The 16,699-nt window shown below is 52.8% G+C and carries 15 protein-coding genes; all 15 read left to right on the top strand.

Going from position 1 to position 16,699, the window contains the following annotated elements; all coding sequences use genetic code 11:
• The first annotated feature begins 69 nt into the window (after window positions 1-69).
• The 15 genes from RID21_RS03370 to RID21_RS03300 all read left to right on the top strand — a co-directional run bounded on the left by RID21_RS03370 (window position 70) and on the right by RID21_RS03300 (window position 16,611).
• Window positions 70-1,983 carry a LysM peptidoglycan-binding domain-containing protein gene (locus RID21_RS03370; protein ID WP_350187169.1) on the top strand — a complete coding sequence of 638 codons (1,914 nt, stop codon included), beginning with the start codon at window positions 70-72 and terminating at the stop codon, window positions 1,981-1,983.
• Between the two features lie 97 nt (window positions 1,984-2,080).
• Entirely contained in the window at window positions 2,081-2,401 is a 321-nt protein-coding gene (locus RID21_RS03365; RefSeq protein WP_350187168.1) for a hypothetical protein, read from the top strand.
• Window positions 2,402-2,439: 38 nt separating this feature from the next.
• Window positions 2,440-4,224 (top strand): peptidoglycan D,D-transpeptidase FtsI family protein, encoded by a 1,785-nt coding sequence (locus RID21_RS03360; protein WP_350187167.1) that lies wholly within the window; start codon window positions 2,440-2,442, stop codon window positions 4,222-4,224.
• Window positions 4,225-4,563: 339 nt separating this feature from the next.
• Window positions 4,564-7,164 carry a tetratricopeptide repeat protein gene (locus RID21_RS03355; protein WP_350187166.1) on the top strand — a complete coding sequence of 867 codons (2,601 nt, stop codon included), beginning with the start codon at window positions 4,564-4,566 and terminating at the stop codon, window positions 7,162-7,164.
• Between the two features lie 91 nt (window positions 7,165-7,255).
• On the top strand, window positions 7,256-7,708 hold the full coding sequence (locus RID21_RS03350) for a hypothetical protein (RefSeq protein ID WP_350187165.1): 453 nt from the start codon (window positions 7,256-7,258) through the stop codon (window positions 7,706-7,708).
• Between the two features lie 65 nt (window positions 7,709-7,773).
• Complete coding sequence (locus tag RID21_RS03345) at window positions 7,774-9,210, top strand: sigma-54-dependent transcriptional regulator (protein ID WP_350187164.1); 1,437 nt, start codon at window positions 7,774-7,776, stop codon at window positions 9,208-9,210.
• A 37-nt stretch (window positions 9,211-9,247) separates the two neighbouring features.
• A complete protein-coding gene (locus RID21_RS03340; RefSeq protein ID WP_350187163.1) occupies window positions 9,248-9,712 on the top strand; it encodes a flagellar basal body rod protein FlgB in 465 nt (154 codons plus the stop codon).
• Window positions 9,713-9,760: 48 nt separating this feature from the next.
• Complete coding sequence (flgC, locus tag RID21_RS03335; RefSeq protein ID WP_145039389.1) at window positions 9,761-10,174, top strand: flagellar basal body rod protein FlgC; 414 nt, start codon at window positions 9,761-9,763, stop codon at window positions 10,172-10,174.
• Window positions 10,175-10,233: 59 nt separating this feature from the next.
• A complete protein-coding gene (fliE, locus tag RID21_RS03330) occupies window positions 10,234-10,548 on the top strand; it encodes a flagellar hook-basal body complex protein FliE (protein WP_350187162.1) in 315 nt (104 codons plus the stop codon).
• 65 nt (window positions 10,549-10,613) lie between these two features.
• Window positions 10,614-12,230 carry a hypothetical protein gene (locus RID21_RS03325; protein WP_350187161.1) on the top strand — a complete coding sequence of 539 codons (1,617 nt, stop codon included), beginning with the start codon at window positions 10,614-10,616 and terminating at the stop codon, window positions 12,228-12,230.
• Window positions 12,231-12,284: 54 nt separating this feature from the next.
• Entirely contained in the window at window positions 12,285-13,280 is a 996-nt protein-coding gene (gene fliG / locus RID21_RS03320; protein ID WP_350187160.1) for a flagellar motor switch protein FliG, read from the top strand.
• A gap of 80 nt (window positions 13,281-13,360) precedes the next feature.
• Window positions 13,361-14,080 (top strand): FliH/SctL family protein, encoded by a 720-nt coding sequence (locus RID21_RS03315; protein WP_350187159.1) that lies wholly within the window; start codon window positions 13,361-13,363, stop codon window positions 14,078-14,080.
• Window positions 14,081-14,089: 9 nt separating this feature from the next.
• On the top strand, window positions 14,090-15,475 hold the full coding sequence (locus RID21_RS03310; protein WP_350187158.1) for a FliI/YscN family ATPase: 1,386 nt from the start codon (window positions 14,090-14,092) through the stop codon (window positions 15,473-15,475).
• A 39-nt stretch (window positions 15,476-15,514) separates the two neighbouring features.
• Entirely contained in the window at window positions 15,515-15,967 is a 453-nt protein-coding gene (locus tag RID21_RS03305; protein WP_350187157.1) for a flagellar export protein FliJ, read from the top strand.
• A complete protein-coding gene (locus tag RID21_RS03300) occupies window positions 15,964-16,611 on the top strand; it encodes a hypothetical protein (RefSeq protein WP_350187156.1) in 648 nt (215 codons plus the stop codon). The genes RID21_RS03305 and RID21_RS03300 overlap by 4 nt, the downstream gene beginning before the upstream one ends.
• Window positions 16,612-16,699 lie beyond the last annotated feature (88 nt).

Raw genomic sequence — 16,699 nt, 5'->3', positions numbered from 1 at the left:
AGGGTGACGGGCGGGAGACTGCCTGTCTGAAAAATAAGAACAGTTTTTATTTCGAATTGGTTCAGTGCCATGACTGAAGAAAAGAAAACAGAAGAAACAGCAGAAGAGGACTGGGGTGTCGAGAAGCCTAAGGGCGGAATCGCCATCGAGACCAAAGTAGGGCTTTGCCTGATTTGTATTCTGCTGAGTGCCTTTGGTCTGGTTGTCTATCAGAAGATCAATCGTCCCCAGGAAGCACTGGCTGTCAACAGCCCTGCCGAAGATGGTACGGGGGAGCAGACGCCGGGTGAAGCGGATCCCTTCGCCGAGGGAAACGGAGAAAATAACGGTGCTGCAGAGGTTACAGAGCAGTCCGCTGACTTCAATACGGGGGGGGGGGATTCCGGATTTTCTACTCCCCAGGAAAATCAGAACCAGGACAATGCTTTTGGTGCCCAGGAGCAGCCCGCCGGTGATCAATTCGCCCAGAAAGACTTCGATAATTTTGACAATCAGTCAACATTCGATAATCAGAGTGAGCCCGCACAGTCAACGGAAATGGCTGCCAACCAGACAAACAATGGTTTTGAGTCGTTTGACCAGCCTGCTGCAGGAAACAATGAATTTGGTAATCCGGCACAAAATGATTTTAATGCCGGGATGCAGAATCAGGCGGAACCAACGACATTCGATAACGCTCAGGCAGATCCTTTTGCCGGCGGCGATCAGTTTGCGCAACAACAGAAGCAGCCTCAGGCAGCCATGCAGAATGATTTCAACGCCGGAGCCGGTTCTGGGTTTAATGCTCAGGAAGCGGGTTCAGGCTCAGGTCTGATGGAACAGCCGGCTGCGAATGAATTTGCACAGGCTGAGACGGGTAACGCTGCTGCAGTGCAGGTGGAACAAGATCCCTTTGGTGCCTCCAGCGAACCGGCACAGGCCATGCCTCAGCAGGCTGAACCTGCGAGTGATAATGAGTTTGGTAACTTTGACCTCGCCGAAGATGGTGCCGGGGGACAGATGCAGAACTCAGGCGGATTACCTCAAAAGACGGCTAAAGTCAATATCACCGAAATCTCCAGCCAGTCGGAGCCTGATCCTTTCGGGAATGCCGGTTTTGATCAGGCGGAACCACAGGCTTCCACCGGTCAGATGGAGAATTCAAACGAATTTGGGGCAGATGTTTCTACTGCCAATGCAGGGAACTTTGAACAGCCTCAGGTTTCCGAATTCAGTGAAACACAGGAGACTCAGGGTACTGATCGTTTCGGTGATTTTCGGGCAGAAGAATTTTCAGCCCAGCAGGCGGAAAGCGTGACTACAGTCAAACGACCGGCAGCCAGTATCGATTCGGGATCCTTCGAAGAAACAGCGATGACTCCCGAACCGGCTGCACAGGCACGAGGGCTGTTCGATGGACCTGCGCCGACTCAGAGTGTCTCGGTTCAGGAAGAGTTCGGTGCGTTGCAGCAAGAGAGCTTCAGCCAGCCGGTCGCAGCAGCGACGGGGGGAGAGTATGTCGTTCAGAACGGTGAAAACTTCTGGACGATTTCCAAGAAGCTGTACGGCAGTGGAAAGTATTTTCAGCTGCTGGCCCGGATTAACAAGAGTCGCGTCGGCGATCCCCGGACGATGCGTCCGGGATTAAAATTGATTGCCCCGGATCGCTCTGCAATTGAAGCCCAATACCAGGCGATTCATAAAACCAGTAATCAGACTACTGTCAGCGAGTTCAGCGGTAGTAATACCGTGCGAAAGCCGGGTAAAGCATCCGGGTTTTTCATCAGCCAGGATGGGCGTCCGATGTATCGCGTCGGCAGCAATGATACTCTGACGGATATTTCCCAGCGTCATCTGGGGCGATCTTCCCGCTGGTTTCAGATTTATCAGATGAACCGGCAGAGGCTGCAAAATCCGAACAAGCTTCAAATTGGTACGGAATTACAGCTCCCGACCGATGCCAGCCGGGTCAGTCTTGTGCCCGGAAACTCTTCCAGCCGATAAGAGATAAAGCGTCTTTGTTCGTCTTTATCACTCCCATTTCTGAACTGGCGGAAAGGCAGTCGGCCTGTGTCCGCTGGTGCGGAAGAGGCTGGAATCGATGTTATTCCGTTTCATCAGTGCCATTTTGCTGGCAGTGGCCGTCTCTCTGATCGGCATTGCGCTGGAAAAAGAGAGCCTGAAGCTGAAGCGGCAGGTCAGCCGACAGCATTTTCAGCTGGAAGTGTTGATCAATTCGCATGCCAAGATGAAGCTGGCTACGCAACGCGCCAGTTCGCCGCGTAAGGTTTTGAACTCAATGGAGCGGGGAGAGCTGGAGGTCGAGTCCAGTTCAGAGCCTGCGCTGACCAATCGTCGCGAAATGCCGTTGCTACAGTGGCATCTGCAGCGAACGCCACAGCAGGTGACACGTCAGAAATAACAGATTTATCCCGGTGTTGAGGACAGGTGGGCAGTTTCTTGAAATCCGGTATCTCTCAATCTCGAATCAGCTGGCGGAGCTGGAGCCTGATCGTACTGGTGGTCCTTGCCTGGCTGGTCATTTCCGGACGGCTGGTTTATCTGCAGTACGTCGGGCATCGGCAGTTCAAATCGGTGGTTACCCGACAGCAGGTGTTTAAAGAAAAAATACCGGCCCGGCCCGGGGATATCCTCGATCGCAACGGACGCCTGCTGGCAACGACAATTGTCACCAACAGTCTCTACGTGGTCCCCCAGCGGCTGAAGGGGAATCAGAGTGTGATTCCGGTTTGCGAAGCTTTGGGGCTGGATCAGGGGCACTTTCTCAAGCGGCTGAAACAGAACGACGACAAACTGTTCCTGTGGGTCAAGCGGCGACTGTCGGATACGGAACTGAAGAAGATCCGAACATTGAATCTGGCCGATGATGCGTGGGGCTTCCGTCAGGAATATCGCAGGCAGTATCCACAGGGGGCACTGGCAGCCCATGCACTGGGATTACGTGACATCGACGGCAAAGGGCAGGGAGGGCTGGAAGAGGCCTTCGATCACATGATCTGTGGACAGGATGGCCATCGGTTCCTGGTTCGCGATGCTCATGGCCGGGTGATTGAGGTTCGCAATGATTCCCGGGTGGCGCCGCGGAATGGCGAAACGCTGGTTGTCTCCCTGGATTCGATCATTCAGCTGTATACCGAACGGGAATTGCAGGGGATTGTCAAAGACTGGAAGCCCAAAAGTGCCTGCGCCATCGTGATGGATGTCAAAACCTGTGAAGTGCTGGCGCTGGCTTCGGTGCCGACCTTCGATCTGAATCATCCGGAAGACATCAGGGAAACTGCCTGGAAAAATACCGCGATTGCTTCCATCTATGAGCCGGGCTCAACGCTCAAGCCGTTTATCGTTGCTGCCGCTCTGGAGAAAGGGTTGATCAGTAGGGATGAAGAATTCGATTGTGAATACGGCGAATACCGGATGGGCAAGCGTCTGCTGCACGATCATCACAGCTATGGCATGTTGAGCGTGACAGATATTCTGGTGAAATCCAGTAATATCGGGATGGCGAAAATCGGGGAACGTTTAACGAACGCGGGACTGTATGAGGCGGTCACGGCTTTTGGCTTTGGGCAGAAGACAGGCATTCAATTGCCCGGTGAGTTGACGGGGATCGTCAGGCCCCTGAAATCCTGGAATATCTATTCGACCGGTTCGGTGCCGATGGGGCAGGAAATCGCTGTTACTCCGATTCAGCTGATCACCGCCCATGTGGCCCTGGCCAATCAGGGGAAACTGCTCAATCCCCGGCTGATTCGTGACCAGATCGACCACAACTATTTTCCCCGTTCCGAAGATGAGCCCGCTCAGGTGCGTCCGCTGGTTTCAACTCCACTGGTCTCACCTGAGGTGGCAGACTGGTTGGTCCAGGTTCCCATGCTGGAAACGGTTGAACGTGGAACGGGACGACGGGCAAAACTGGACGAGTATAAGGTCTTTGGGAAAACGGGGACTGCTCAGAAACCGGATCCCAAAACGGGGGCATACTCCTCGCAGTTGCACGTCAGTTCTTTCATCTGTGGTGCGCCGGCTCATGATCCGCGAGTGCTCGTGCTGGTGGTCGTTAATGAACCATCGGTCGGAGAAAACCATTACGGCGGGACGATCGCCGGTCCCCCGGCAGCTGATATTCTGAGAAAAACCCTCTTATACCTCCACGAGCCGTTCGACCGATTGGACTCTCACTTTGAGGAACGGTCTGCCAGCCGGGTGAGAAATATCCTGCGTTAAGGTTCACCAGTGCGCCCGTCTTGCCTCGTTTGGTGGTAAGTCACTGGTTTTGCGGTATTCGCCTCTCCGGGAAGCCTCTGGACTTGAAGTAATATTGACAAAAAACGGATTTTTATACTATTAATCCCGTCATATCACCTCTCTCAAGAACATTTCAGACACACTAACAGCTTCCTCTCCGGTTTTCTGTCTCTCTGATTCAGGCTGTCAGAAAATCTACTTTTCGTTTTGGCGTTTCCGTCGCAATTCACACATTTCCATTTCGAATTGATCTGACATTCACAGCAGATCGGATCGTTCTATGCAGGATCTCCCGATTTTTGATCGGGCAGTTCTATCATGGCAGAAGAAACAAACAAACAACCAGAATCCGAAGCAGACCCGCAACCTTCAGCGGTGGCTGCTGAGGCTGAAGTTACCGAGGCTGGTGCTTCAGTCAGCGAAGATGGTTCGCGCGCGCTGCCTCAACGTCTGCTGCAGTTTGTCAGTTCGCGCTGGAAGCTGGTTGGGATCGCTGCTTCGATTCTGGTGCTTTTGACCATTTACCTGATGAGTGGATCCAGCGAGCCGGAAAAAACGCCTCAGGAGATTCTGGCAGAATCGCTGGAACTTCTGGAAGATCGGGAAGATCCGAAGTCGTGGACGATCGCGCAGGATCTGGCTTACTCGCTCAAGAAACAGGAATATCAGGACCCGGATTTTCCCGGCGCACTGTATTACATTTTTGGGGTGGTTGCCTTTCGGAATGCGGAAGAGCTGACGGGAGAGTCCCAGGATCATCAGTATCTGATTGCCAGCCGATATCTCAAGGAAGCGGAACGCAGAGCGATCATTCAAAAGTACCGGCCCGAATGGTGTTTCGTTTATGGTTCCAGTCTGTATCAACTCGGTTCGACGAAACTATCGCGACCGTTACTTGAAGAAGCTGTCGAGACCTGGCCGCATGGGAAGCTGAATGCTTCCATGATGCTGACCGATATCTACCTGGATCACAAAGCGGACGCGGAACTGCAGAACGCATTCAAGTTGAACTCCGCAGCACTGCAGTCAGACAATCTTAACCCGGTGACGCAGGATCGTCTCTACCTGCAGCGAGCTCAGATCATGCTGGCCCAGGGGAAAAATGATCTGGCTGAGGAAGTGCTGAAGAAGGTGCAGCAGCAGGACTCGGTCAACCAGGTGACCCTCGTTTTTCAGGCGCAGACCTTGATGGCTGAGGGGAAGTATCAAGAAGCACTGACCATCCTGGCGCCAGTCAAAGATAACCTGGGACTGGACCGCAAGTTTTCCCGACAGGCTTCCTATCTGATGGGATTGTGTGCGGAATCATTGAATGATAAAGAGGCGGCAATCGGTTTTTATGAGCAGACCACACACCGGTATGCGGGGACCCATGAAGGGTTGGCTGCGTATCTGCATCTGGCCGAGTTACTCCGTAAAAACGGACGAACTGAAGAAGCATTGATCGCCTATAGGACGGCACTGCGGTCAGTCAGCAGTCCGGAAGATTTTCGCAATCGCTGGATCAGCCTGGAAGGATTTCGGAAGTATGTGCTCGATGCCTGGAATGACTGGGTTGATGAGGCAAAGATCAAAAATGGCGTGACCTGTTTCAGTGCAGCGATTCAGTTGTCGGAATATCTGCCCCCCCTGTTGCCTGAAGTGCAGGCACGGGAACTCGCTGCGAATGCCAATCGTCGGTGGGCGGAATATCTTGAACGCAGCTACACACAGGCAACTGTCACTGAGCAGGAGAGTCTGAAACATGAACTACAGGACCACTGGATTCAAAGTGGTAAAGCATATTATGAGCTGGCCCGTCGTCTGAAAACGACGGATCGTTACGGAGAGATTCTGTCCATTTCTGCAGAGCATTTTCAGAAAGGTCAGGATTATGAAACTGCACTCAAGGTGCTGACCCGGTTTATCAATATCAACCCGGATAAAAAAATGCCCCAGGCACTGGTTCGTCGTGGGGAAATTCTGCTGGAACTGGATCAACTGGATGATGCCATCAGCCATTTTGAACGGGTGATGACGAACTATCCCACCGATGTGGCTGCGTTCCAGGCAAAGTATCTGCTGGGCGTCGCGCACCTGGAGCAGGATCAGCTCGAACAGGCTCAGGGTGTCTGGAAAGACATTCTGGAGAGCAGCAATTTAACACCGCAGGCTAAGCAATGGTCGGATTCTCTGTTTGCACTGGGCAAGTTGAATTTTCACCTCGGGAAGATTGCGGGTAAAAAGCCCCAGGCGGCAGGTGGCACAGCACAAGGTGAGAAGTCGACCGCACAGCCGGGGCCCTATTTTTACTTTGAGGAATCGACGCGACGACTGCGGGAATACGTGAATCGGTACCCGGAATCAGAAAAGGTACATGAAGCACGGTTTTTGCTTGCCCGTGCTTTGCAGAATCTGGCAGATGAACCCTTGCAGGAGATGAAGAACGCCAGGACCGAAAACGCCCGACAGGAACTACAGCGAAAACAGTATCGTTTTTTGAATATGGCGATTGAACAGTTACAGAGTCTGAATCGCGATTTGCGCCGGCTGGAGAGTCAGGATCGCCTCGATCCCCTCGGTAAGCGACTGTTGAAATCAACCTGTTTCGGCAAAGCGCATCTGCTGTACATGACGGGCGAGTACGAAGACGCGATTAAATCGTATCACGATGCCGTCAATCGCTATCCACAATGCACGGAAGTGTTGATTGCCTATATGAAAATGTCAGGCTGCTACGAAAGCCTGGGTAAAAAAAATGAAGCCAAGAGCATGCTGGAGCAGGCCAAGATTATCCTGAAACAGATGCCCGATAAAGTGTTTGATTCCCGGGACAGTAACCTGGGGCGTGAGGAATGGAATCGCTGGCTGGACTGGTCGCGGGAATTGCGCTATTCCAATCAGCAGGCGACCACAGCCAAAACTGGAAATGGTGCCTGAAGAGTAAAATTAACCTGTCTGCGGTTCAAGCGGGACTGTGTGATGCAGTTCAGCCAAACCGGGAACGATTTAGAAAAATGTTAATAGTGTTATGACTTCAACACACATGATTGATTATCCCAAACTGTTTGCAGTGCGTCTGGAATACTCCAGGGCCCTGTTGAAGCTCTCTCTTCAGCAGCAGGAACTGATCGAGCAGGATGATTACACTCAGCTGCTGGATGTTCTGGGACAGAAACAGCGGTTGCTGGGACAACTGGATCAGTATACCCGGCAGTTGCCTCAGCTCTGGGAAAAATGGAAGGCCGACCGGGATCAACTGCCAACAGAGCAGCGGGAAACCTGTGAAGCCATATTACAACAATCGGAGGCAGTTCTGTCCGAGTTGTTGCAGAACGAAGATACCAGCACGCAGTCGATGGTGCATCGACGCGATCAGACTCGTGAGCAGTTAAAGTCACTCAACCAGGGGGGCAGAGTGGGTGAAGCCTACCGGGATAACCTGGCCCCGGTGACGCATCGCCATTTAAATATCGACCAGTAACGGTCGCTTAGAACAATACGTAACGTTAATCTTTCAGAGATTGGTTTTTAATAATGAAGCAGAGTATGATTCATCAGGTAACATCACGCGGCGTGATCCAGGTCGTATCCGAAGATCGGATCCGCCGACTGGAAATCTGTACGCAGTTGTCAAATCTGGGCTACACGGTCGTGCCGCTGGCAGAGATCGTGCTGTCTCCGGCACCACTGCACTCCGAGGCAGATGTTTGTGTCTTGCTCGATGCGAAAGGGATTGCTGAGTACGCCTTCAAGGCAGAGACACTTCCCGAGCAGAGCTTGATCCCGGTACTGTTTTATCCCGCTTTCATCGCCGGACAGACTCCTGATGCTCGACAAGCAGGCGGAACGGGGAGTCTGGCAGGCATGGTTCCTTTTGCAGAATTGAAGCCGGAAGACTCGCTGGAGAGTATCGGCCGTCTGCTCGATTCCGCGATCAGATATTCTCGTCTGTCGCGAAAGTGTACCGGACTGATTCAGGAACTGAATACGCGATCAACGCGTAAGCTGATCGGCTACAGTCAGGCTATCCAGACACTTCGTGACCGGATTGCCGACACGATTCATCTGCTGACTCCCGTTTTGGTGCAGGGCGCTCCGGGGACGGAATTAGCACTGGTGGCGGAGATGATTCATGATGCCATGTTTCTGGAGACGCGACCTTTTATCAAGGTGAACTGCAGCAGCCTCACGATTGAAAATGTTGAGCGGGAACTGCTGGGGTATTTTACTGATGAGCAGAGCAGCTACACCGATGAGCCCAAGTGGAACCCCGGTCGCCTCGAGCAGGCCGAAGGGGGGACCCTGGTACTGGATCAGATGCAGCTCGCCTCTCTGCCGGTACAGGCGGCGGTTCTAAAAATCGTGGAACGGAAAGAGTATCTCTCTCCCGAAGACGGTCTGCTCAAAAAACTCAACTGCCGACTGTTGACGTTAAGTCATGTTCCGCTGACCGAACTGGTTGCTCAAAATCAGTTCAAGCGTAAACTGGCTTCTGTGCTGGGTGAAACGACGATTTCGGTTCCACGGTTGAATGATCGCAGGGAAGATCTGGCATTGCTCACAGAGTACCTGTTGAGCGAAGTTGCCCGCAGCGAGGGGACTGTTCCCAAGCTGCTGACACTGGATGGCCTGGAAACCCTGAAGCGGCACAACTGGACCGGCGATGTGCAGGAACTCAGAAACCTGATTCAGCATATCAGTCGAGTCGACAACGGTCCTCGCCTGGATGCTGCCAGCCTGCAGCCCTGGATTGGATCCGAGGCATTGGCCGATCCCGAGGCAATGGTCGGTATGACCTTGCGTGAAATGGAACAGAAGTTGATTGAAAGTACCTTTGCCCGTTGTGGGGGTAACCGTGAGAATACGGCCCAGATGCTGGACATCGGCTTGAGAACACTTTCAGGAAAACTGAGATCATACGGCTACCCGCCACGGGGAGGCCCAGATTCAAAACGGAACTTCACGGTCCGGCGTGCAGCCTGACCAGCGGCAGCGTTTATTGTTTATGAAGGTGTAAATCATGTTAGATCAGATTCTGAATTCGAATTCGTTGCCACTGCTGGAGAAAATGGCCGCATTCTCAGAGCGTCGGCAGGAAGTTCTGGCGGGAAATATCGCGAATATTGATACCCCCGGGTACAAGATGCGCGATCTGCCTGTGGCCGAATTTCAGCAGGCATTGCAGGAAGCCGTTCAGTTGCAGGAAAAGCTGGCTCAGCCTGCCAACCGTTCGTCGCTGTCGATGCCGGTGACGCTGGGAGAGACACGAAATCCGGAAACAGAGCTGCAGAGACTGTTTCCACGGAGTTTGTACGAGGCCCGGGAAACGTCGCCTCAGAATCTGACCTTTAATGATGATAATAATCGGAGCATTGAAGCACAGGTGATGCATATGACCAAAAACTCGCTGATGCAGCAGTTTGCGGTTGAGACCATGATGGCTCAGATGAATCAGCTGTTAACGGTAATCTCTGAAAGAGCTTAAGGCCTGTAATCTGAGTGAACTCAGGAAGATCGGGTAAAGGAGCGAGGTATGTTTAAGGGAATTGATATCAGCAGCAGTGCTCTGGTGGCACAGCGTCAGAGAATGAACACAATTGCAGGTAATATCGCTGCAGTGAATGTGTCTTATGACCCTGCCAGCGACAAAGAGCCCTATTATCGCCGGATTGTGACCTTTCAGGCGGATACGGAGAGCCTGGATCAGGAGAAGACGGGAGTCGGTGTTCAATATCATGTAAAAATTGATACAGACACACCTTTAAGAAAAACGTATGATCCCGGCCATCCTCATGCAGACCAGGATGGGAATGTTACCTATCCTAACATTGATATGGTCAACGAGTTCGTCAATGCCATGGAGGCAGGACGTTCCTACGAGGCCAATATTTCCGCAATGCAGATGTCGAAAGAAATGTTTAATACATCGTTGCGGATCCTGGCCTGAGGTGAGACTTTCATTATCGTAATAATTCAACTTCATCTGATCTCAGGGAAGGGAACAGGATGACGAATTCCATCAGTCATATCGGAAATGCATTTGTGCCGGGGATTCCCCCGACAGGCATTCAGGAAGCAGGCACTGCCAATCCAACGGGCGGTCCATCCTTCAAGGAACTGATGCTGGACTCACTGCATAACGCCAATCAGATCCAGCTCGATTCGCAGCAGGCTATTGAAAAAGGACTGCTGGGAGGTGATATCACCCAGGCGGAAGTCTTTACTTCGGTGAAGAAGGCGGATCTGGCCCTGAAGATGATGGTGCAGATGCGAAATAAGCTGCTGGAAGCGTATAACGAAGTGCAGCGGATGCAGCTCTGATCAACCGCACTCAAAAGTGATTTTCTTACCATTTTGACATGGACTAGTCGATTGGTTCCCCCGGTATGGATACGATAAAAAAAATATATCAACAGTTCGCCAGCTTATATCAGAACATGACGGGCAGTCAGCGGGCGATTCTGCTGGCCGTCCCTCTGTTGATGATGGTCGCGTTCGGCTTCCTGTTCTTTCGCGAAAGTCAATCCAGTTATGTGTCACTTTCGCTGGGGAAAGATTTCACCACGGAAGGTGTGATTCACGCTGAAGAAGTCCTGCTGCGGGCGGGGCTGACCGATTTCAACCGGAAAGGACAGCGGATCATGGTCCCGCAGTCCGAAGTGACCCGCTACAATGCAGCGCTGATCGAAGGGGGCGGGCTACCGACTGACTGGGCATCCGAATGGCAGGAGCAGTTTGAAAAATCGAGCATGTTCGTCAGCAAGGACCAGTTGCAGGTCATGCGGGATATCGCTTTAGGGAATCAGCTGCGAAGAATGATCCGGGCCATCCCCTCAATTGAAGATGCGAGTGTGATGTGGGCCCGTTCCAAGAAACGGCTTCGCTGGAATAATACCACTCCCGAAGTCACGGCAACCGTGATGGTCAAGCCACGTCCCGGGCGGGAACTCTCTCCCACCCTGGCGAGCAGCCTGCGGGCAGCGGTCTCTACCATGGTACCTGACCTGACTGCGGAATCGGTGACTGTCTTCGACCAGTCGACCGGAAACTCTTACACCGCGGAAGATAAGAATGCCGCCTTCGATGGTAAGTTCATCAGCTGGGTCAACAAGCATACCCGGAACTACCAGACCAAGATTCTGGATTCCCTCTCTTACATTCCCGATGTGATCGTGAATGTGAATGTCGATGTGGAAAATCTGAAGCGCTACGTTGAACGTAAACAGGAAATCAACACCGATGGCACAGTCGCACTGCAGTCGAAAGAGCAGTCGACTGAGCGGAACATCACGCAGAAGCCGGCCCGAGCCGAACCCGGAGCCCGTTCCAATCAACCCAATTCGCTATCGGTGGCACGTGGTAATGAGAAGAGCGAGAAAGTAACCGAAACGAATTCAGAATCGCTGTCGGCACCTTCCTTCACCTGGACGGAAAAAGAATTTGTGGCTGCGATGCCGAACACGGTTCAGGTTTCAATATCCATTCCCGAAGACTATTACGCTGCCGTCGCAGTCAAACGGGGCATCCAGAAGGGAGAGTCGGATGCGGATCTGGCCACCTTCAAGCAGGCGACCGATACGATCAAAGCCGAGGTGGAAACCAGCATACAGAAACAGGTTCAGAAACTGATTCCTTCCCAGTCGGCTGAGAATTCTGTGAGCGTTGCCTCGTTCGTTCGCGTAGATCAGCAGGTGCCGGAGGTGGCGCTGCCGATCACGGAAACCGTAGGTGAGTTTGTGAGCCAGTGGGGCAGCACGATCGGCCTGGGTCTGTTCGCACTCTGGGCACTCTGGATGCTCAATAAGAGTATGCCGGAGATTGAAGAAGTCAATACGGAGGAAGTAAACATGCCTCGCGAGAAACCAGCTCCCTCGGATGACGAAGAGGAAGAGATTCGCCCCCGCAGGGAACCGACGCAGCGGGATGAAGTGCAGTTGCTCGTACGCGACAATCCGGAAGCCGCAGCCCTGGTGCTGCGGAAGTGGATTCAGTCCAAGTCGTAGACAGGTGCTCCTTCGGGAGCCGATCAGCAATACAGTTAAAGAGTGGATAGAAACATGGATGATCTCCAAAAAGCAGCTGTGCTGTTACTGAGTCTGGACAAACCGCTGGCTGCAGAGGTCTTAAGTCTGATGTCCAAAGATGATGTCGAAAAAGTGACGATGATGATTGCCCGGATGCAGGATGTCACCAAAGAGCAGCAGTCCAGTGTGTTGAACGAGTTCACTTCACTGAGTAGTGAGCAAACCAATATGGAACGGGGCGGTCTGGATGCGGTGAATGAACTGCTGGAACAGTCGCTGGGCAAAGAAGGCGCCGGTTCGATCCTGGACAGTATCAACCAGACGATGAACTCGGTTCCTTTCGGGTTTCTACAGAAGTCCGGAGCGGCAAACCTGCTGACCTTTATCATCGAAGAGCACCCGCAGACCATTGCCATGATCATGTCGCATCTGCCCAGTAACCTGGCGGCAGAAGTGCTGGCAGGGCTCCCTTCCAACAAGCAGATGGATGTGATCAAGCGGATTGCCAATATGGAGCAGACCAGCCCGGAAGTCATTCGTGACGTTGAGAAGAGCCTGGAGCATCGAATGAAAAATACATTCAGCCAGGGAACCGAAAAGGCAGGTGGCGTAGAACTGGTGGCTGAAATCCTGAACGTGACCGACCGGATGACCAACAAGGGGATTCTGGAGAATATGGACCAGGAGACACCTGATCTGGCGGACGAGATCAGAAGACTGATGTTCGTCTTTGACGACCTGGTCAAACTTGACAACAAGGCCATTCAGGCTCTGCTCAAAGAGGTGGATACCAACCAGTGGGCGGTGGCTCTCAAGGGAGCCTCCGATGAGATCAAGCAGAAGGTGCTCAGTAATCTGTCACAACGGGCGGCTGACATGCTGCGGGAAGAAATGGAATACCTGGGGCCGATCAAGGTCAGCGATGTCGAAGCCGTTCAGCAACAGATTGTCGACAGCGTGCGGCGGTTGGAAGATGCAGGTGAGATTGAAGTTGCCTCCGGAAGCGAAAGCGAACAGTACATTACCTGATTCCGATCAGGGAACGAGTTTGATGTCAAACGGTTCTGGACGCAGAGGTCGCCTGACAGAATACAGATAAAGATGGAATTATGGCGGAACTGGAAACAGCAAAACTGTTAAAAGCAGAGGCCTTTCGAGCATTGGGTTCGAAGGTGGCTTACAGCTTTAACGACATCGAAAAACGATGCGAAGACTACATTCAGCAGGTGCGCGATCAGACGCGACAGATGATTCTGGATGCGCAGCAGGAAGCGGAACAGATCAGACAGACTGCCTACCAGGAAGGTCATCAGCAAGGGGTGATCGAAGCACAGAAGGAACAGGAGCAAGTGGTACAGACCCGGGCCGAGGAACGGGCCAGCCAGATGGTTCAGGAGCAACTGGGAACCGTTTATCCCGCGATGCAGCAGGCCGTGGAAGCCTTGCAGCACGAACGTGTGAACTGGAGACAGATCTGGGATAAGAGTGCCGTCGAAATCTGCCTGGGGATTGCCGAGAAAGTCATCCGCGCGGAACTGAATGCGAAGCCTGAGTCGGTGCGTCCCATGATGAGTGAAGCGCTGAAGCTTGCTTCCGGCACGCAGCAGATTCGATTTCATCTGAATCCTGTCGATGTCGAACACCTGGGGCAGAACACCAGAACTTTCATCAGTAATTTAACCGGCTGTCAGAGTTGTGAGATCATAGAGGACGAAACAATTTCTCCCGGTGGTTGTATTGTCGAGACGCAGCATGGCACGATTGACGCGACCCTGAAAACGCAACTCGAGCGAATTTCAGAGGAACTGATCATTCAGAATCAGGAATAGTTTTTTCGGATGTTTGATGTATCCCAGCAGATAAAACAGATTTTGCCCTTTCGCCTGACAGGCAGGGTGACCCGTGTCGTGGGACTGACGGCTTCGGTCTCCGGATTTCCGGCACCGCTGGGGGCCGTTTGCGCCATCGATCGGGAAAATGGTCACGCCATCGAAGCGGAAGTCGTCGGCTTCCAGGATGAAGAAACGCTTTTACTGCCTTACGAAGAACTGACCGGAATTCGTCGTGGCGACCGTGTGTCACTGATTCAGTCTGTCCCTGCCGTAGCGGTGGGGGATGAAATTCTGGGACGTGTTCTCGATGGACGCGGACGTTGTATCGATGGCAAAAACCAGGCCATGCTTGCGGAACGGGCCAATCTGAAGGCGAAACCGATTTCGCCCCTGGATCGTCCGCGAATCGATACACCCTTGAGCACAGGTATTCGGACTATCGATGGGTTACTCACCTGTGGCAAAGGTCAGCGTCTGGGGATCTTTGCGGGCAGCGGTGTAGGAAAAAGTACCTTGATGGGACAGATGGCCCGCCAGAGTTCTGCGGATGTGAATGTGGTCTGCCTGGTGGGTGAGCGAGGTCGTGAAGTCCGAGAGTTCCTGGATCGCGACCTGGGCCCGGAAGGACTGTCCCGCAGTGTGGTCATTGTGGCAACGAGTGATGAACCGGCGTTGATTCGTCTGCGCGCCGCGCATCTGGCAACCGCCGTCTCGGAATACTTCCGCGATAGTGGCAAAGACGTGCTGCTGATGATGGACAGTGTGACCCGCTATGCACTGGCACAACGGGAAATCGGCCTGGCAGCCGGTGAGCCTCCAGCGACCCGTGGCTATCCCCCCAGCGTGTTTTCTCTCCTGCCCAAACTGCTGGAACGGAGTGGTCGGACCGATTCAGGTAGTATTACCGGTTTCTACACCGTGCTCGTTGAAGCCGACGATGCGAATGAGCCGATTTCAGATACCGTGCGCGGGATCCTGGATGGCCATATCATGCTGTCGCGTAAACTGGCTCACGAATCTCACTGGCCTGCGATTGATGTATTGCAGAGTATCAGTCGTTCGATGAATGACATAACTACACCGTCTCATCAGGCGGCCGCGTCACAGCTGAAAAAACTGATGGCCGCTTATCAGCAGTCTGAAGATTTGATTTCGATTGGCGCGTATCAGACGGGCTCGAATGCGGAAGTTGACCTGGCGATTAAACTGCGACCAATCTGGAATGAATTCCTGCAGCAGGGGAATACGGAAAACTCGAACTTTGACCTGGCAAACCAGGGACTGGCCAACCTGACTGCACGGATGGAACAGCTCAAACCGATGCATACAGAAGGTCCTGAAGCAGCTGCAGACGTAATGTCTCCGGCTGAGGCAGCGGGCAATCTGAACTGAAGATCAACGGAAATCTGACTCTGACCTGAGTTTGCGATTATGAAAAAATTTCGCTTTCAATTTGAATCTGTTCTGAAAATGCGACGGCATAAACGCAGTCTCTGCCGTCAGCTGCTCGGGGAGATTCTGCAGGCTGATCAGCGTCTGGTCGAGGAGTCCCAGCGCCTGGATGCACTCCGGCAGGAACAGATTCAGGAGATCCGTCAGCGACAGGAACCGGGACGTGTAGACATTGATGCCGGTGCGAACCTGCGTTCTTATGTAGGACAGTTACAGGCACAGTTACGGACGGTTCAGGCAAATCGACGGCTTTTAGAAAAGCAGCTGACTGCCTGCAGACAGGCTCTGGCGAAAGCGGAGCAGGAAGTCAAGGCGATGGAAAAACTGTCAGACAAGCACCGCGAGGCATTTCAGTTTGCCCAGATCCGTAAAGAATCTCTGGAACTGGAAGAAACCTGGGCCGCGACACAGCAGTCGGGAGGTCTTCGATGATGCGTTCTCTGGCTGTGATTGTCAGCGTGTTCTGTGTGGCTACGATCATTTCGCAGCTGCTGGGGGTAGGCTTTCTCTGGTTCCGGGGTCATCTGAATGCAGACGCTGTGAAAGATATTCGACTGATCGTAACCGGTCAGACTCTGGATGATGTGGAACTGGTCGAAGATGAAACGGTGCTGCCCTCCCGGGACGAAGTGACGGAAAAACGGGCCATGCGGATTCTGGAACTGGTGGCCCGTGAAGATGAAATCGATATGCTGAAAAGCTCGATCACGCAGTCTTCCGATGCTTTGAAACAGGATCGGCTGGCCTTTGAAGCAGCCAAGCTGAAATTTGAGGAAGAGCTGGCTCTGTTGAAAGAACAGAGCCAGAGTGTCGCGACGAAAAAGACACAGTCCGTGTTGACGGCGTTGCCGTCTGGTGATGCGGTGCAGTATCTGATGCAGGTCTCACTGGAAGAGAATCTGCAACTGCTGAAGGGCATGGATGGCAAATTTATTGCTAAGCTGCTCAAGGAATTCCTGGTGGCCCCGGATCCGATGGTGATCAAACGCGGGAAGGAAATCTTTAAACAGATGTCACAGGACGAGCCCTTCCGGAGTTTCGCTGACGACACCCTGGATCAACTCTCTCAGAACTGAAGCGCGGTCTGGTATTTTCTCAGCTGGTTGACAGCTACTGCTCCTGAATCGGACTAATGCGGTTTTTCGCTAAAATTGTTCTATATTA

The sequence above is a fragment of the Gimesia sp. genome (assembly GCF_040219335.1).
Classification (GTDB): Bacteria; Planctomycetota; Planctomycetia; order Planctomycetales; family Planctomycetaceae; genus Gimesia.
The sequence above is the reverse complement of the archived record's forward strand: the minus strand, read 5'-3'. Positions and strand labels throughout refer to the sequence as shown.